Consider the following 18,739-nt stretch of genomic DNA (forward strand, 5'->3'; position numbering starts at 1 on the left):
GCATTGAATAATAAACAGAAACAAATGATTTATACAGATCAAATAGGAAATCAACACAAATTAGAAACAACTCCTAAAAGAATAGTTTCTTTAGTACCTTCGCAAACAGAATTATTATACGATTTAGGATTAGAAGAAAAAATTGTAGGTATTACAAAATTTTGTGTACACCCTTTTCATTTTAAAACCACTAAGACTAGTGTAGGGGGAACTAAAAATATAAAAATAGAAAAGATAGAAGCACTACAGCCCGATCTGATTATTTGTAATAAAGAAGAAAATACACTAGAAATAGTACAACAGCTAGAATCTATTTGCCCAGTTTGGGTAACAGATATCTATACTATTGAGGATAATAACAAAATGATAGAAGACTTCGGGAAGCTATTTAATGTTCGTACAGAAGCGCAAAAATGGATTAACAAAATCAATTTTGCAAAAGAAGACTTTCTTAATTTCATTAAGGAGTACGAAGCGCAAACAGTAGCCTATTTTATCTGGGGTAAACCCTATATGGTAGCAGGAAGAAATACCTTTATCAATCATTTATTAGAATTAAATAAGTTAGAAAACATATACGCAGCTAATGAAAAATATCCTGAGCGTTACCCAGAAGTTGTTGTGCAAAAAATGCGAATTCAAGGCGATCCTGATCTCATTTTTCTATCATCAGAACCTTATCCATTTAAAGATGAACACGCATTCGAATTAGGGAGGTATTCGCATCATGCAAAAACCGTTTTTGTTGATGGAGAAATGTTTTCTTGGTACGGCTCAAGACTAGTTAAAGCCTTTGATTATTTTAAAAAATTGCGATTGCGTATTGGTGAACAGCATTTACATCATACACATTCACACTAAAACTCTATATTTACATTAAAAACATGATACACTATACCATTTATGAAAACACCTCCACTAGCCAATGGGTTACTTTTGTACATGGAGCAGGAGGAAGTTCTTCAATATGGTTTAAACAGATTAGGGAGTTTCAAAAACACTTTAATGTTCTACTGTTAGATTTAAGAGGACATGGAGATTCTAAAAAAACAGGATTCGCTAAAAAATACACCTTCAAATCCATAGCTCATGATGTCTTAGAAGTTATAGATTTTCTAAAGATACAATCATCCCATTTCATCGGAATTTCCTTAGGAACTATAGTCATTAGACAATTAGCAGAAATGTATCCAGAAAGAGTTAAAAGTATGATTATGGGAGGCGCAATTCTAAAAATGAATTTTCGTTCACAGATATTAATGCAATTAGGAAATATTTTTAAATACATACTGCCTTATTTAGTTCTTTATAGACTATTTGCATTTATTATAATGCCTAAAGAAAATCATAAACAATCTCGCTTAATGTTTATAAATGAAGCAAAAAAATTATACCAAAAAGAATTTCTAAAATGGTTTAGACTAACAACAGAAATAAATCCCGTTTTGAGATGGTTCAGACAAGTAGAACTAAATATACCAACCCTGTATATTATGGGAGAAGAAGATTATATGTTTTTACCAACCGTAAAAAAAGTAGCAGACTTGCATTATAAATCAGCAAAATTAACCATTATTCAAAAATGTGGACACGTTGTAAATGTAGAACAGGCCCATCTATTTAATAAAAGAGCAATTGAGTTTTTAAGAAAATTACAATAACCCTAACGCATCTAAAAAATATTTTAGGAACAGACACAGTAAAAAGTCTACAGATAAGGATTAAAAACAATTTATTCAGATCGAGTAAAAAAATAACTCATTACTCCCCATGGAACCATAATTCTAAAAAGAATACCCACCAAAGTTCCAAAGATAGATTATACAAACCCATCCATTACTAATCTGCATCACTTTTAACCCAGATTACGCATTAGAAATTTACTACAGATAAAAAGTAATTTAAGACTAAGAAAGTAATTTCATCCCCCAATCTTGCAAAACTATAAATAGCTTACAGAAAAAAATCACATATTTTTATCTTCTTTACCCTTTTATCTTATAGTATAATACCATTTAAACTTTGAATTTTTTTTTTTTAAATAGTACATCTACAAAAGCAACAAATAGTAGTGTTGGTTCTCGATGCGCTTCGCGCTCGAACGAACGATGATTTTCAATTATATACTCAACCGTCTGTTCGAGCTGTTTTTAAAATGAAAAAAAAACGTATCGAGAACTTTACTTTTAATCCAGTATATTTTAAGTTTAAATAGTATAAAACCTAATGAATACTCTGGTTTTAAACTACTTAGTAAAACATTCCTAAAGAAATAGGAGGGAGGAGTTAACTATAAGGCAAAAAATTACTTCCTACCCTCCTGTTTTGCCACATTAATATATTTAATCCTATCCTTGTACATCTGAATCATTTCTAAATTATGGTAGTAATCAAGAGAATTTGGATTTAGAATTTTTAAAATTTCCTCACGTTGAACAATCAACTCATTCAAATGTTTAATAGTTTTATCATGACCATTTTCTGTAAAATAGATTGCAGAAGGTTCATTCACCTGATTGAAAGAATATAAGACATTCTCTAAAATTTGATATTTTGTCGTTGGAATTTTCTTTCCATTTTCATATCCGTTGTACGTCTGAAAGGATACACCTATTAGATCAGCTACTTCCTTTTGAGTCAAACCTTTCCTTTTTCGAGCAATCTTTAATTCTTCTGGCGTCATAGATTTCCTTATGCTTTTGTCTAATTTTAACATTGTTTATTATTTTATAAATTATTTGATTTTTTATTTGTTTAGTATCAAATATTTTATATATTTGTATATCTAATTTTCACATCTAGTTTATGCGTGTAAATTGTATTGCTGATTTTCACACATAGTTTACACAAACTACTTATGTAAATAGTTTGTGTATACATTAAAAACAAATATACAAAAGTTATGTCAGTTGATTCTAAAAATACGATGAAGAAGAGAGAACTAACTACATTAAAACGTATTGAGATAATTCAGCGTTCAAGTAGTCTTTTGATGTGCTTTTTTAACAAAGGATTTAGAAGTTTTGATGCGTTCAAGGCGGTTATTCAAAACTATTACCCCGAAATACCAGAATCAAAAATATTTGATTTTTGGCATTTTAGGAATGTAAGTGAAGAAATCTGTGATAAAATAGAACTAGTTTTCGAGTTATTATTTAATCGATCATAATTAGTAACGAGATAAACTAATTCAGCCTGTAATCTGTAAAAGAAGTTTTAAAAGCAAGCATCTTGCTAAGTAAAAAACGAAAGAATAAAGGCGTTTCAATTAAGAATAAGAAATAAATAAAAATCTTCTTCTTTGAAAATAAAACCGTAATAAATAAAAGAATATACTAAAATAACGAATGGAATATGAAGGTATTAAAGAAAATAAAGTAGAGCTAAAAGGTAAAACACTTGTTGGGACTATGAAGTGTATTCTGTATTAATATTTAAATTCTATATGAAATTTATAAAAAAAATAACTATGTGCAATAACTGTGTATTCTGGTTATTAATTGGAGTAGTACTAAACTTACTAGTTCAAGTTATTCTATATTTGATATTATGATTGTATTTAAATAATATATTTTGAAATAAGCATAGATTTTGCTTTTGAATCGCTAATTAATAACGCCTAAAATAAAAAAATACGAATAGCTTTTCTGGCCTTTATGTATTGTTGTTCGTTAAGCTTAAGTTTAGTTTTTTTTAGTTTTTTAGTTTTTTAGTTTTTAATTTTAGGTTTGCTAATGCGAGTTTGGAATGTATTATTTTAGGAATGTCTAGAGTTGATTGTTTTGTAGAAAGGAGAGTCTTAAATACTAAACTTGGTGGTTGGGAGTATTTTTTTTCTTCTATTTTCTTAATGAAAAGACAAACTATTAAACAAAACTCAGGCATTCCTTTTTTTGTTGTCAATCTTTTTTAATACTTTACTCGGCTCAAGTCAAAAAGTTGTGGAGAAATTTTAAAATAGTTTACTTTGTATTGATTAAATTATAGAAAAGGACTGTTCTTTTAATACGTTAATAACACTTTTATTACCTGAATATCTAACCCATTATTTTGAACTAACTTCAATTGATAAAGAAGAAGAAGTTTTACATTTATATTTAGAAGAATTAAATGAAATTCCTATAGAATATTCAAAAGATAAATTACAATCAAAAGGTTTTTTTGAATCTATTACCGTTCAAGATTTTCCAATAAGAGGTCACGTAGTTTATTTACATATAAAAAGAAGAAGATGGCTTAATTTGTCTACCGATAAAGTTGTTTTTAGAGATTGGAATATAGTAGCAAAAGGCACTCGCTTAACACAAGAGTTCGCCTCTTTTTTAAAAGAAGTCAATAGATACTAATGCTCATGATACTAAAAGTATTGCCAAATTTTATGGTGTTAAAGGCAAAATACTTCAAAATCAGTATAAAGATTTTTTAAGCGATTATTCTAACTGGAATCAAAAAGCTCATGCTAAAGAATGGTTATTATATCCTCAAAACATAGGGCAGAATTTATCTATTGATGAAACAGCTCTTTCTTATGATGAACTTTACACCATAATCACTAACAAGAAAGCTAAAGGCAAAGCTGGAAGCATTGTAGCTATCATCAAAGGGACTAAAGCAGATAATGTTATTGAAGTATTAAATAAAATACCCTTAAAAATAAGAAATAAAGTTAAAGAGATGACTTTAGATATGGCTCCCAATATGGAACTAATTGTGAAAAAATCTTTCCCTAACGCTACTCTGGTAACTGATAGATTCCACGTGCAAAAATTAGCCATTGAAGCCTTACAGGAAATTAGAATTAAACATCGATGGCAAGCAATAGATGATGAAAACGAAGCCATTGAAAAAGCCAAACGAAATAAGAAAAAATTCAACCCCATAATTCTTGAAAATGGTGAAACTAAAAAACAACTTCTAGCCAGAAGTAGATACTTGTTGTATAAAAGGGAAAATAAATGGACAGAAAATCAAAAAGAAAGAGCTAAAGTTTTATTTAAAAACTATCCGGATTTAAAAACAGCTTACCAACTATCAATGGAATTATCAGATATCTTTAAAGAAACAAAAGATAAAATTTATGGTTATACCAAATTGGCTAAATGGCATGAAAAAGTAAATCAATCTGGATTCAAAACATTTAATACAATATCAAGAACAATAACAAATCATTATAAAACAATACTAAATTACTTTGACAACAGAAGTACCAATGCTTCAGCCGAATCTTTTAATGCAAAAATAAAGGCTTTTAGAAGTAAATTTAGAGGCGTAAGAAACATAGAATTCTTTCTTTTTAGACTTACAAATTTATATGCCTAATTTATCAAATCCACAGGTTTTAGACTTGATCCCTTTACTCCTAAAAAAAATATATTAAAAGATTTAGTAAGGATAACTCCAGGTTTAACTTAAATAATAAACCTTATAAAGAGTTTTTTTTCCTTCAATAACCAGTCATGAGTATTATCTAATCAAACTTTTAGGCTTGATTCTGGAATGTTAGTAGAGATAAGGGGGTAAAAAAAAGACCCACAGCTCTAAAATAGAATGATTTGTGAGTCTTGATAAAATAAAACATTTGCTTTGTGATCCAATCAGGATTCGAACCTGAGACCTACTGCTTAGAAGGCAGTTGCTCTATCCAGCTGAGCTATTGGACCCTTTAGATAAAATCTAACTTTTCTTTGTCGGGGTGGCAGGATTCGAACCTGCGACCTCCTGGTCCCAAACCAGGCGCGATGACCGGGCTACGCTACACCCCGAAAAGCTTTCTAAAAGCGGAGAGACAGGGATTCGAACCCTGGCATCGGTTACCCGATGACAGATTAGCAATCTGCTCCGTTACCACTCCGGCACCTCTCCTTAGTTTTTAAATATTTTAATGAACTTTCGACCTATTTAAGTCAATTTTGTGATCCAATCAGGATTCGAACCTGAGACCTACTGCTTAGAAGGCAGTTGCTCTATCCAGCTGAGCTATTGGACCCTTTAGATAAAATCTAACTTTTCTTTGTCGGGGTGGCAGGATTCGAACCTGCGACCTCCTGGTCCCAAACCAGGCGCGATGACCGGGCTACGCTACACCCCGAAAAGCTTTCTAAAAGCGGAGAGACAGGGATTCGAACCCTGGCATCGGTTACCCGATGACAGATTAGCAATCTGCTCCGTTACCACTCCGGCACCTCTCCAACGATTTTTATAAGAACTTTTATTTCGTTTTGCGGTTGCAAAGATATAATAAGATTGTGTTTTTACAAGTATTTATTCGTTTTTTTTTAAAAAAAAACGAAGACTATTGGATTTAGAAACATAACGTCTTAAACATGAAATGTTTAGTTCTAGTAAAAAATGTTAGCAATCTTTTAGTTTTATACTCCCAACAGAAAGTAAGGTTAAAAATAAACGAAATCAAAAAATAAGAACACTCATCATAAAAGAAATTAAAATCCAAGAAGATAAAACAAAAATTACTCCTAAGTTTCTTATGTGAATAATCATTAAAAGAGTTTATTATTTCTATTTTAAATTAGTATTTTCGCACAAACTAATTTAGAAAATTATTCGTAATGAAAAAAGTGGTTATAGTATCAGCTGCCCGTACACCAATAGGAAGTTTCATGGGGGCTTTATCAACGGTTACAGCTCCACAACTAGGTGCTGTTGCTATTAAAGGTGCTTTAAATAAGATAAATTTAGATCCAGCCTTAGTAAATGAGGTATATATGGGAAATGTTATTCAAGCAGGAGTAGGACAAGCCCCAGCTAGACAAGCAGCATTATTTGCAGGACTTACAAATGAGGTTCCTTGTACTACTGTAAACAAAGTATGTGCATCAGGTATGAAAGCGGTTATGATGGGAGCACAAGCCATTATGTGTGGTGATGCAGATATTATTGTGGCAGGAGGAATGGAAAATATGTCGTTAATTCCTCATTATGTACACATGCGCAATGGTGTAAAATTTGGTCCTACCACATTTATAGATGGAATGCAAAAAGATGGATTAACAGACGCTTACGATAATAATGCTATGGGAGTATGTGCAGACTTATGCGCAACAGAACACAATATTACCCGTGAAGAACAAGACCATTTTGCGATCCAATCCTACCAAAGATCAGCTTCTGCTTGGGAGGCAGGAAAATTTGATAACGAAATTATTCCCGTTACAATTCCTCAAAGAAAAGGAGAACCCATTGTAGTCTCTAAAGATGAAGAATATACAAATGTAAAACTAGATAAAATCCCAGCATTAAACCCTGTATTCACAAAAGAAGGAACTGTTACAGCAGCAAACGCTTCAACAATTAACGATGGAGCGGCCGCATTAGTTTTAATGAGCGAAGAAAAAGCAAATGAATTAGGATTAAAACCATTAGCCTATATCAAAGGATATGCGGATGCCGCACAAGAACCTAAATGGTTTACAACAGCCCCAGCTAAAGCATTACCATTAGCCTTAGCCAAAGCAGGTCTAACCTTAGATCAAGTAGACTTTTTTGAATTTAACGAAGCTTTTTCAGTAGTAGGATTAGCAAATGCTAAAATACTAGGATTAGATAATCAAAAAGTAAACATAAATGGAGGAGCCGTTTCATTAGGTCATCCATTAGGATGTTCTGGCGCTAGAATCATCGTTACTTTATTGAACGTATTAGAGCAAAACAATGCAAAAATAGGAGCAGCAGCCATTTGTAACGGTGGAGGAGGAGCCTCTGCTATTGTAATAGAAAAAATCTAATAATAAAATCCCTATGAGTTATGAGCAAAGTCCTTAAAAAAGGATTTTTTCATAACTCATAATTTAAAAAATAGAATACATAAAATGTTTGGCATTTGTAATTTAGCTAATATTCCTTTACGTTTTGAACCCAGTGATCGCAGTGAACTCGTTTCACAAGTTTTATTTGGTGAGCATTTTCAGATACTAGAAGAAACCCCAAAATGGTCTAAAATAAAATTAGCCTTTGATGCGTATGAAGGATGGGTAGACAATAAACAATTTAAACCTATAACAGCTCAAACCTATCAAATACTTGAAAACTCGGATTTACTACTAAATGGCGATTTTATAGAATATGTTACATCTTCTGAAAAGGGACTAATGTCTATTCCGCTTGGAGCCTCTCTACGTTTTTTAGATCTGCCGACCATAAATACAGAAAACTATCATTTTGAAGGATTAAAAGTAACAGGACAAAAATCAAAAGCCGAAATTATTAATACAGCCTTTATGTACTTACACAGTCCCTACTTATGGGGAGGGAAAACACCCTTTGGAATAGATTGTTCCGGTTTCACTCAAATGGTATATAAATTAAACGGCTATAAACTACTCAGAGATGCTTCCCAACAAGCCGCACAAGGTGATGCTCTAAGTTTTATAGAAGAAAGCGAACCAGGTGATTTAGCCTTTTTTGACAACGAAGATGGCAATATTATTCATGTAGGAATCATAATGGAAAACAATTATATCATACATGCCAGTGGAAAAGTTAGGATAGATCGCTTAGACCATTTAGGAATATACAATGCCGAACAAAATAAACATACACACAAATTAAGAGTGATAAAAAAAATTATCTAATTCATCTTTTTTAATAGATCATTAGCATTCATTTATTCTTAAAAAATATAGTTAACTTTGCCACTAAATTTTTTAAGACATCCATGAATCAAGACACTATTGTAGCGCTTGCTACTCCATCAGGAGCGGGAGCCATAGCTGTAATCCGTATTTCAGGTAAAGAGGCAATTGTTAAAGCACAACAAGTTTTTAAATCCATTAAAAAGAAAGACTTAGCCAAACAAAAATCCCATACGCTACATTTAGGACATATTGTAGATGGAGATAAAATTCTAGATCAAGTCCTTCTTTCCTTATTCAAAGGCCCCAACTCCTACACGGGCGAAGACACCGTAGAAATTTCCTGCCACGGCTCTACATTCATACAACAGCAAATCATCCAGCTCCTACTTCGCAAAGGCGCTCGAATGGCACAAGCAGGCGAATTTACCCTACGCGCTTTCCTAAACGGTAAAATGGACCTTTCACAGGCCGAAGCCGTAGCCGACTTGATTGCCTCGGACAACGAAGCCAGTCATCAAATTGCCATGCAACAAATGCGCGGCGGCTTTAGCAACGAATTAGCAAAACTACGCGAGGAATTATTAAACTTCGCTTCCTTAATTGAATTGGAATTGGATTTTGCCGAAGAAGACGTCGAATTTGCCGATAGAAGTCAATTTATAGATTTATTAAACCGCATCGAATTTGTTTTAAAACGCTTAATCGACTCCTTTGCTGTAGGTAACGTGATTAAAAACGGAATCCCCGTAGCCATTGTAGGCGAACCTAATGTGGGCAAATCGACCCTATTAAATGCCCTGTTAAACGAAGAACGCGCCATAGTATCAGACATTGCCGGTACCACACGCGATACCATCGAAGACGAACTAGTCATCAACGGCATAGGCTTTCGTTTTATAGACACCGCAGGCATACGCGAAACAAAAGATGTCGTAGAAAGCATAGGAATCCAAAAAACCTTTGAAAAAATCGAACAAGCACAAGTCGTAATTTATTTGTTTGATGGTTCAAAGTTTAAAGTTTCAAGTTCACAACTCATCCTTGAAATAGAACAAATTAAAAACAAATACCCTCAAAAACCATTAATCGTATTAATCAATAAAAAAGATGTTTTAACGTTAGAAGAAATTTCAACCTTAAACCTTAAACTGGAAACTTTAAACTTGAAACAAATTCTAATCTCTGCAAAACAGAATATTGGTATAGACGAATTAAAAAACACCTTACTGTCATTTGTAAATACTGGTGCCCTGCGCAACAACGAAACGATTATAACCAATACCCGTCATTACGATTCGTTACTCAAAGCCCTAGAAGAAATTCAAAAAGTACAATGGGGCATGCAACAAGGTTTGCCTTCAGATTTGATGGCCATAGATATTCGCCAAGCCCTATACTATTTTGGAGAAATTACAGGTGAAGTCACTAACGATGAGTTGTTAGGCAATATCTTTGCAAACTTTTGTATTGGGAAGTAATATAGATTTTATTACTCAAGCAATTGAGTAAAAGCATAACAAAATTTTAAAATGGCAATAAAAAAATCGGAATTATACAGCTCGCTTTGGAAGAGTTGTGACGAACTACGTGGAGGTATGGATGCCTCACAATACAAAGATTATGTTTTAACATTGTTATTTGTAAAATACATTTCAGATAAATACAAAGGGAAAAAATTCTCCGCTATTAAAGTTCCAGAGGGCGCTTCATTTGATGATATGGTAGCTTTAGTGGGAACACCAAATATTGGTGATGATATCAATAAAAAAATATTAAACCCTATAAAGGAAGCCAACAAATTAAATGATTTTCCTGATTTTAATGATGAGACTAAACTAGGAAAAGGAAAAAACCTTGTAGATACTGTTGGCAAATTAATTTTAATTTTCAATTCGCCTGATTTAGATTTTTCTAGTAACAATGCAAACGACGATGATTTATTAGGTGATGCCTATGAATATTTAATGCGTCATTTTGCTACAGATTCTGGGAAATCAAAAGGGCAGTTTTATACACCTTCAGAAGTAAGTAAGGTATTAGCAAAGGTAATTGGAATTACACCGCAAAACTCAAATGCACAAACTACCGCTTACGATCCTACGTGTGGTTCGGGTTCCCTACTATTAAAAGTAGCGGAAGCAGCCGAAAAAACAATTGACTTATACGGTCAAGAAAAGGAATTTGCTACTGCCAATTTAGCCAAAATGAATATGATTCTGCACGGTAATCCTTCGGCAGAAATTATAGCAGATGATACCCTTTCGCACCCTTATTTTAAAAGTGATAACGACGACGACAATTTAAAGTCTTTCGACTACATTGTATCAAATCCCCCGTTCTCTCTTAAAAGCTGGAGTAATGGTGTATCTATTAAAAACGACCCATACAAACGTTTTGAACTAGGAGTTCCACCAGAAAAAAATGGTGATTACGCTTTTTTACTTCATATTATAAAATCAATGAAATCGACAGGTAAGGCAGCCATTGTTTTACCTCACGGTGTTTTGTTTAGAGGAAATGCAGAAGCCGAGATTCGCAAAGAGATCATTAAAAAAGGATTCATAAAAGGAATCATTGGTTTACCTGCTAACTTATTTTATGGTACAGGGATTCCTGCTTGTATTATCGTTTTAGATAAAGAAAATGCGCACAACAGAAGTCATATTTTTATGATGGATGCAAGCAAAGGATTTACAAAAGACGGTAATAAAAACAGATTACAAGAAAAAAACATTCATAAAATTGTAGATGTATTTAACAACGAATTGGAAGTTCCAAAATACAGCCGTAAAGTTGAAATAAAAGAAATTTCTGACGATAAAAACGATTACAATCTTAATATTCCAAGATATATAGATGCACAAGAAGAAGAGGACATTCAAGACATAGATGCCCACATTTTTGGAGGCATACCAGAAAGAGATATTGAGGCTCTAGGGAAATACTGGAACATTTTTCCTAACCTAAAAAATGATTTGTTTGTCCTTCAAAGAAAAGGCTATTACGATTTAAAAATAGACCGTAGCCAAATAAAAAATACGATTTTCAATTTTCAAGAATTTGTAGCCTACAAGAAAAAGTTACAAGACACTCTTGATATTTGGAAGACAACTACCCAAAAACAACTTTCTGCTTTTGAAAAAGGCATTCATCCTAAACAAGAAATTGCGCTACTGGGCGAGTCTATTTTAGCTACTTTTTACAACGACCCATTATTGGAAGGTTATGATATGTATCAGCATTTAATGCAGTACTGGGAAGAAACTTTACAGGATGATTTTTATGCCATTGCTTTAGAAGGTTGGAAAGCTGGAAATGACTGGGAACGACTGATAATAAAAGGCAAGACGAACAAAGATGGAAAAACAGCCAAAGATAAAACTGTAGAAGGCTTAGAAGGGATTATTGGAAAATTGATACCTCCTTCACTATTGATACAGGAATACTTTGCGACACAATGGGAAGCCGTTACTAGCTTTGAAGAAAAAGTAGAAAGTATCAAAGCGGAGTTAGAAGAAATGCAACAAGAAAATGAAGTAGAAGATGGAATTTTTAGTGATTTAGAGAAAGTGAATCTTACTAGCGTAAAAGCGTTGTTGAAAAAAAGAAAAAGTGAAAAAGCGCCAAAAGAAGAAATAGCCGTTATTGAAAACTATATTGAGCTCAATGAAGCTTTGACTAGTGTAAGTAAATTAATTAAAATCGAAAAAGCATTAATTGAAAAATTAGTGATAGAAAAATATCCAAAACTAACCGAAAATGAAATCAAAAATTTGGTTATCAATAAAAAGTGGATGCACTACCTTACCGAAGCTTTACACAACGAACAAGAGCGTTTAAGCCAAACGGTAGCCAACCGTATTACAGAATTAGTAGATCGTTATGAAGAAACACTACCCGCTATGGAAACCAGCTTAAACGACTACGAGAGCAAAGTAAAACAATATTTACAAAAAATGGGCTGGCAATGGTAGAAACTCAATTTAAAAATACGGATATCGGGTTGATTCCTGAGGATTGGGAAGTGAAACAATTAGGAGAAGTTATAACATTAATTAATGGTCGAGCATATTCTCAGAATGAATTATTATTTAATGGAAAATACAGGGTTTTGAGAGTTGGAAATTTCTTTTCAAGTGACAAATGGTATTGGAGTAATTTAGAATTAGCAAGTAAATTCTATGTAAATAAAGGGGATTTAATGTATGCTTGGTCTGCATCCTTTGGTCCAAAATTTTGGAAAAACGAAAAGACAATTTACCATTATCATATTTGGAAAATCGAATTATCTGAATATTTAGATAAGTTTTATCTTTTTTATGTACTTGAAAAGGATAAAGAGAATATTTTAAATCAATCACAAGGTGGAACAATGTTTCATATAACTAAGGAATCAATGGAAAAAAGAAAAATTCCAATTCCTTCTTTAAAAGAACAACAAGCCATCGCCGAAGTATTATCTGATACCGATGCTTGGATAGAAAGCCTTGAAAAACTTATTACTAAAAAACGCTTGGTAAAACAAGGAGCAATGCAACAACTTTTAACACCCAAAGAGGATTGGGAGGTAAAGAAGTTGGGAGAAATAGCTGAAGTTAGAGATGGTACTCACCAAACTCCAACTTACGTAGAAAGTGGAATACCATTTTATAGTGTAGAAAGTGTCACTAAAAACGATTTCAAGAATACAAAATACATTTCAGAACAAGAACATAAAATTCTTACAAAGTCCTTTAGAATTGAAAAAGGCGATATATTAATGACACGAATTGGGTCAATTGGAGATTGTAAATTAATTGATTGGGATGTCAATGCAAGTTTTTATGTAAGCTTAGCATTATTAAAAGTAAAACCCATATTTTCAGCTAATTATTTATGTCACTATTCAAAAACAGAAAATTTCAAAAAAGAGATAGATATAAATTCATTACAATCTGCAATTCCTAAAAAAATAAATCTAGGTCCTATTTCTAACGTAAAAATAGAATTTCCGTCACTTGATGAACAACAACGTATCGCAACCATTCTGTCCGATATGGATGCCGAAATAGAACATTTAGAAAAGAAACTCAACAAAGCCAAGCAACTCAAACAAGGGATAATGCAACAGTTACTTACGGGTAAAATACGCTTAATTGCTGGGGATTAATTATATTTGAGTATGGAAAATGGGCAAATACTACTCTATCAAAACCAAGAGGGAACCATAAAAATAGAAGTTCGCTTAGAAGAAGAAACCGTTTGGCTTACACAGGATCAAATGGCTAAACTATTTGGCAAAGCAAAATCGACTATTAATGAGCATATCTTAAACATCTATGCAGAAAATGAATTGCTGGAAGAAAACAGTATTAGAAAAATCGGAATTTCCGATTTTTCTACAAAACCAACCAATCATTATAATTTAGATGTAGTAATCTCTGTAGGCTATCGTGTAAAATCGGTTCAAGGTACGCACTTTCGTATTTGGGCAACCCAACGCCTCAAAGAATATCTTATAAAAGGTTTTGTATTAAACGACGAGCGTTTTAAAACCGGAAATGCAATGAATTATTTTGATGAGTTGCAAAACCGCATTCGTGAAATTCGTTTGTCGGAACGTTTTTTTTATCAAAAAATAAAAGATATTTATACCACCAGTATAGACTATGACCCTAAAGACGAAAAAACCATACAATTTTTTAAAACGGTACAAAACAAATTACTTTGGGCAATTTCAAAAAACACAGCTGCCGAATTAGTGTATAGAAGAGTCGATGCTAGTTTACCGCTATTAGGAATGTTGGCTTATGATAAAAAAGATACAAAAAGTATTAAAAAACAGGAAGTCAGTATTGCTAAAAATTATCTAAATGAAGAAGAAATGAAGCTTTTAGGTTTACTGGTAGAACAATATTTAGCCTTTGCCGAAACAATGGCACAACAACAAACGCCTATGTATATGAAAGATTGGATTACAAGATTAGACGGTTTGTTGCAACTCAATGGTAAAGAAATACTAACGCACGCGGGTCAAATAAGTCACGAAATGGCTCTAGAAAAATCGAATATAGAATTTGAAAAATATAAAAAAGTTCAAATTGAAATACAAAAAGAACAAAACTTAAAAGAATTAGAAGCAGATATAAAAAAACTAAAAAACTAAAATTGTGACTATTAACCCTCTAGAACGTACTACACAAAATAGAATTATCCAGCTTTTTAAAAGTTTAGGATATACCTATTATGGCAATTGGGAAGAGCGAGAAAACAACAGCAATGTTGAAGAATTATATTTGCGTACTTACTTGCAAAAACAAAACTATGCTACTCCTCTAATTGAAAAAGCAATTACAGAAACCACCCAATTAGCACATACCAACGCTAGTACTATTTACGAACGCAATAAGAATTTTTATTCGTTGCTTCGCTATGGGGTAAAAGCAAAAGAAACAGTTGGCAAACAAAATGAAACTGTTCATTTAATTGATTGGGAAAATTGGGAAAATAACGATTTTGGTATTGCAGAAGAAGTAACGCTAAAAGGGAACAAAACACGTCGCCCAGATATTGTGTTATATGTAAATGGAATTGCACTTGGTGTTTTAGAATTAAAAAGAGGCACAGTCGATATAGCCGAAAGTATTCGTCAAAACATTTCTAATCAAAAGGAGAAATTCAACGAAAACTTTTTTACCACCATTCAATTTATTCTGGCAGGAAATAATACACAAGGGTTACGTTATGGAACCATAGAAACCACTGAAAAACATTATTTGGCTTGGAAAGAAGACGAAACCGATAATACAGGCTATAAATTAGACAAATACCTTACCAAGCTTTGTAACAAAGAACGTTTCCTGGATATTATATACAACGGAGTGGTTTTTGATGCTGGGAGAAAAAAACTACCTAGACCACATCAATATTTTGCCTTGAAAGAAGCACAAAAATTCATCCAACAAAAGGAAGGAGGTATTATTTGGCATACACAAGGATCAGGCAAAAGTATCTTGATGATTATTTTAGCTAAATGGATTCTGGAAAATGTAACCAATTCAAGAGTCGTTATTTTAACAGACCGCACAGAGTTAGATAAACAAATTGCAGATACTTTTGAAGGAATTGGAGAAAAAGATATAGCAAGAACACGCTCAGGTAATGAATTGATGTATTTTCTAACACAGCCAAAACCTAGATTAATAGCATCGCTTATTCATAAATTCGGAAACAAAGGCGAAACAGATTATAAAACATTTATTGAAGAAATAAAAAGCAATCCAATACCAATACAAGGTAATGTTTTTGTATTTGTAGATGAATGTCACCGTACCCAAGGAGGAAAACTAAACGAAACAATGAAAGCGGTGTTACAAAACGCTATATTCATTGGTTTTACAGGAACTCCGTTACTCCAAAAAGACAAACAAACCACTATGGATATTTTCGGTAGATATATTCATACCTATAAATTTAACGAAGCAGTTACAGATGGTGTGGTAAAAGATTTAGTATATGAAGGCAGAGATATAGAGCAAAAACTATCCTCTCAAGACAAAGTAGATGCTTGGTTTGAAGCTAAAACAAAAGGTTTAAACGATTTCCAAAAATCAGAACTTAAAAAAAGATGGGGAACGATGCAAAATGTCTTAAGTTCTCGTTCTCGAATGGATAAAATTGTAGCCGATATTTTGTTTGATTTTAGTGTTAAACCACGTCTAGCCTCTGAAAAAGGAAATGCTATTTTGGTGGCATCTAGTATTTACGAGGCTTGTAAATATTACGAATTGTTTTTAAACACACCATTTAAAAATAAATGTGCCATTATTACCTCGTACAATCCTCAAAGCAAAGATATAACCACTGAGGATGGCGGAGAGGATAGTGAAACTGATAAAGAGTTCATCTATAAAACATACGAAAACATTTTAGAAAATGTTGTTGTAGTAGCTGGTAAAACAAAAACCGAAACTTATGAAGACAACTGCAAAGAGCTTTTTATAAAGCAACCTGCAAGGATGAAATTGTTAATCGTAGTTTCAAAGCTTTTAACTGGATTTGATTCGCCTCCTTGCTCCTACATTTATATTGATAAAAAGATGCAAGACCATACTTTGTTTCAAGCTATTTGTAGAACCAATAGGTTAGATACTGATGATAAAGATTTTGGTTACATAGTCGATTATATGGAACTATTTGGTAAAGTTACCGATGCTATTGATGTTTACACCAGCGAACTAGACACCGAAGATTTCACTAAAGAAGAAGTAGAAATTCAACTAAAAGACCGTTTAAAATTGGCGAGTGAACGCATTGAAAACGCTTTAGAAGAACTTGAAATTTTATGTGAACCTGTTGAAGCACCAAGAACCGACTTAGAATATATCCACTATTTTTGTGGAAATACTGAAATTCCAACAGATTTAAAAGAAAATGAATTTAAACGTGTAGCACTCTATAAAGCAATTGTTGCCTATATAAGAGCCTATGCCAATATAAAAGCAGAGTTAGATTTAGCAGGATTTACAACAGCACAAATAAATCATTTTGAAGAGCGTTTAGACTTCTATTTAAAACTTAGAGAAACCATAAGAATTGCAAGTGGTGAAACTTTAGATTTGAAAGCGTATGAAGCAGATATGCGACATTTAATTGATAACTACATTCAAGCAGAAGAATCTAAAACAATTACACCTTTTGAAGATATTTCGCTTTTAGACTTAATGGAATCGGATATATTCAGTGCAATTGAAACCTTACCAGAAGGAATCAAAAGCAATCCAGAAGCAGTTGCAGAAGTAATTGAAAACAGTATTAGTTCAAAAATAGTTGAGAAACATCTTTTAGACCCTAAGTATTTTGAAAAAATGTCTCAATTACTTTATGAATTGATAGAGCAAAGAAAAAAAAGAAGTTTTGAATATCGAGAGTATCTTAAAAAAGCTGCTTCGTTAATCAAAAAAGTAAATGCTGGAAAAAGTGATGATATACCAACCTCAATGAATACGATTGGTAAAAGAGCTATTTATAATTATTTAGAGAGAGACGAAGAATTAACAATAGCTTGTGAAGAAGCTATTCAGTATTCTAGAAAAGATGGTTTTAGAGAAAATATTCAAAAGCAAAATGAAATTCAAGCCGCAATTTATTCTGTAGTGAAAGATGAAGAAAAAACCATTGAAATTTATAGAATTGTAGAAAATAATAAATCAGATTATTAATGCCTGAGATTTTAAAATTCAATGATATTGAAGTAGAATTATCTCAAAAGGAGATAAAAAATGTACACCTGAGAGTTCATCCACCTCTAGGGAGAGTTACTTTGTCTGCTCCAGAAAGTATGAATAAAGAACATCTTAGAATTTATGTAAGCTCAAAATTAGGTTGGATTCGTCGTCAAAAAAATAAAATTATATCTCAAAAAAGAGAGCCAGAATACTTATTTGTAACCAATGAAAGTCACTATTTTTTTGGTAAACGATATTTGTTAAGTGTTACAGAATCTGAAGATAAACCCCAAGTAATTTTACATCACAGCAAAATTGAATTAATTGTTCCTGCAGGTAGTACAATCCAATACAAAAAAGAAAAATTATACAAATGGTATAGAAAAGAACTTCAAAGTTATTTGCTTTCAACGATCGAGAAGTATGAAAAAATGATGAATGTTTCACCAAAGAGTTTCGGTATTAGAAAAGTAAAAACTAAATGGGGAAGTTGTAATGATGAGACAAAAACTATTTGGTTTAATATTGAACTAGCTAAAAAACCTAAAGAATGTATTGATTATATTATTGTACATGAACTAGTACATCTTATAGAACGAAAGCACAATAAAAATTTTATAATTCTTATGAATAAATATATGCCTAACTGGCAGTTAAGAAAAAAAGCGCTTAGTGAGTTGCCAATTTAATTCTCAATTAATTTTATATAAATACATTTATCAGTTTAACAGCATAAAAATCTAAAGATATTGATTACAATATTTGCAACTATTCAGTTATAGTTTTTATTCCCTTGATAATGAATTCAAAATAATAAATCCTAATATCGAAACTTCAAGACAAAAAGTGGAAAATAGTCAAAATGTTTGACTTGTATTGTACTGAAATTGGTTTACACAAAAGCGTAAAACCAATGCCCCTACACCCCAAATTAAGATAGCG

Annotated in this window: 14 protein-coding genes and 6 tRNA genes; 13 read left to right on the top strand and 7 right to left on the bottom strand. The window is 32.3% G+C overall.

All coding sequences use genetic code 11. The features are described from left to right. Positions 1-24: 24 nt before the first annotated feature. Both HUE53_RS11325 and HUE53_RS11330 read left to right on the top strand, forming a co-directional pair. A complete protein-coding gene (locus HUE53_RS11325; RefSeq protein WP_014165382.1) occupies positions 25-861 on the top strand; it encodes an ABC transporter substrate-binding protein in 837 nt (278 codons plus the stop codon). A 23-nt stretch (positions 862-884) separates the two neighbouring features. Continuing rightward, the gene (locus HUE53_RS11330) at positions 885-1,661 is read left to right on the top strand and encodes an alpha/beta fold hydrolase (RefSeq protein WP_077225151.1); all 777 of its coding nucleotides are present in this window, start codon (positions 885-887) and stop codon (positions 1,659-1,661) included. Positions 1,662-2,305: 644 nt separating this feature from the next. On the opposite strand, the gene HUE53_RS11335 is transcribed toward HUE53_RS11330, so the two are convergent. Then, complete coding sequence (locus tag HUE53_RS11335) at positions 2,306-2,716, bottom strand: helix-turn-helix domain-containing protein (protein ID WP_014165380.1); 411 nt, start codon at positions 2,714-2,716, stop codon at positions 2,306-2,308. A 186-nt stretch (positions 2,717-2,902) separates the two neighbouring features. On the opposite strand from HUE53_RS11335, the gene HUE53_RS11340 reads away from it, so the two are divergent. The 3 genes from HUE53_RS11340 (at position 2,903) to HUE53_RS11345 (ending at position 5,319) form a co-directional block, all read left to right on the top strand. After that, positions 2,903-3,169, top strand: coding sequence for a hypothetical protein (locus HUE53_RS11340; protein WP_014165379.1), 267 nt, complete (start codon positions 2,903-2,905; stop codon positions 3,167-3,169). Between the two features lie 895 nt (positions 3,170-4,064). Beyond that, the gene (locus HUE53_RS14590; RefSeq protein WP_421498119.1) at positions 4,065-4,346 is read left to right on the top strand and encodes an ISAon1 family transposase N-terminal region protein; all 282 of its coding nucleotides are present in this window, start codon (positions 4,065-4,067) and stop codon (positions 4,344-4,346) included. Positions 4,347-4,395: 49 nt separating this feature from the next. Beyond that, positions 4,396-5,319: an ISAon1 family transposase gene (locus HUE53_RS11345; protein ID WP_421498117.1), complete on the top strand. Its 924-nt coding sequence runs from the start codon at positions 4,396-4,398 to the stop codon at positions 5,317-5,319. A gap of 267 nt (positions 5,320-5,586) precedes the next feature. Here the strand turns inward: HUE53_RS11345 and HUE53_RS11350 are convergent. The 6 genes from HUE53_RS11350 to HUE53_RS11375 form a co-directional block, all read right to left on the bottom strand. Further along, positions 5,587-5,660 (bottom strand) — tRNA-Arg (locus tag HUE53_RS11350). Between the two features lie 27 nt (positions 5,661-5,687). Continuing rightward, positions 5,688-5,762, bottom strand: a tRNA-Pro gene (locus HUE53_RS11355). A 16-nt stretch (positions 5,763-5,778) separates the two neighbouring features. Further along, positions 5,779-5,862 (bottom strand) — tRNA-Ser (locus HUE53_RS11360). A 50-nt stretch (positions 5,863-5,912) separates the two neighbouring features. Next, a tRNA-Arg gene (locus HUE53_RS11365) sits at positions 5,913-5,986 on the bottom strand. Between the two features lie 27 nt (positions 5,987-6,013). Then, a tRNA-Pro gene (locus tag HUE53_RS11370) sits at positions 6,014-6,088 on the bottom strand. A gap of 16 nt (positions 6,089-6,104) precedes the next feature. Next, positions 6,105-6,188, bottom strand: a tRNA-Ser gene (locus HUE53_RS11375). Positions 6,189-6,566: 378 nt separating this feature from the next. On the opposite strand from HUE53_RS11375, the gene HUE53_RS11380 reads away from it, so the two are divergent. From HUE53_RS11380 to HUE53_RS11415, 8 genes are all read left to right on the top strand, one after another. Further along, positions 6,567-7,742 carry an acetyl-CoA C-acyltransferase gene (locus HUE53_RS11380; protein WP_014165377.1) on the top strand — a complete coding sequence of 392 codons (1,176 nt, stop codon included), beginning with the start codon at positions 6,567-6,569 and terminating at the stop codon, positions 7,740-7,742. 84 nt (positions 7,743-7,826) lie between these two features. Then, the gene (locus HUE53_RS11385; protein ID WP_014165376.1) at positions 7,827-8,588 is read left to right on the top strand and encodes a C40 family peptidase; all 762 of its coding nucleotides are present in this window, start codon (positions 7,827-7,829) and stop codon (positions 8,586-8,588) included. 83 nt (positions 8,589-8,671) lie between these two features. Then, positions 8,672-10,069: a tRNA uridine-5-carboxymethylaminomethyl(34) synthesis GTPase MnmE gene (gene mnmE, locus HUE53_RS11390; protein WP_192188499.1), complete on the top strand. Its 1,398-nt coding sequence runs from the start codon at positions 8,672-8,674 to the stop codon at positions 10,067-10,069. A 51-nt stretch (positions 10,070-10,120) separates the two neighbouring features. Continuing rightward, positions 10,121-12,565, top strand: coding sequence for a type I restriction-modification system subunit M (locus HUE53_RS11395; protein WP_192188500.1), 2,445 nt, complete (start codon positions 10,121-10,123; stop codon positions 12,563-12,565). Further along, complete coding sequence (locus HUE53_RS11400) at positions 12,559-13,740, top strand: restriction endonuclease subunit S (protein ID WP_192188501.1); 1,182 nt, start codon at positions 12,559-12,561, stop codon at positions 13,738-13,740. The genes HUE53_RS11395 and HUE53_RS11400 overlap by 7 nt, the downstream gene beginning before the upstream one ends. A gap of 12 nt (positions 13,741-13,752) precedes the next feature. Continuing rightward, the gene (gene rhuM, locus HUE53_RS11405) at positions 13,753-14,736 is read left to right on the top strand and encodes a RhuM family protein (protein ID WP_192188502.1); all 984 of its coding nucleotides are present in this window, start codon (positions 13,753-13,755) and stop codon (positions 14,734-14,736) included. Positions 14,737-14,740: 4 nt separating this feature from the next. Then, entirely contained in the window at positions 14,741-17,791 is a 3,051-nt protein-coding gene (locus HUE53_RS11410) for a type I restriction endonuclease subunit R (protein ID WP_192188503.1), read from the top strand. Continuing rightward, entirely contained in the window at positions 17,791-18,486 is a 696-nt protein-coding gene (locus HUE53_RS11415; protein ID WP_192188504.1) for a M48 family metallopeptidase, read from the top strand. Before HUE53_RS11410 ends, HUE53_RS11415 begins: the two co-directional genes overlap by 1 nt. Positions 18,487-18,739 lie beyond the last annotated feature (253 nt).

The sequence above is a fragment of the Flavobacterium columnare genome (assembly GCF_014844295.1).
In the GTDB taxonomy this organism is placed as follows: Bacteria; Bacteroidota; Bacteroidia; order Flavobacteriales; family Flavobacteriaceae; genus Flavobacterium; species Flavobacterium columnare.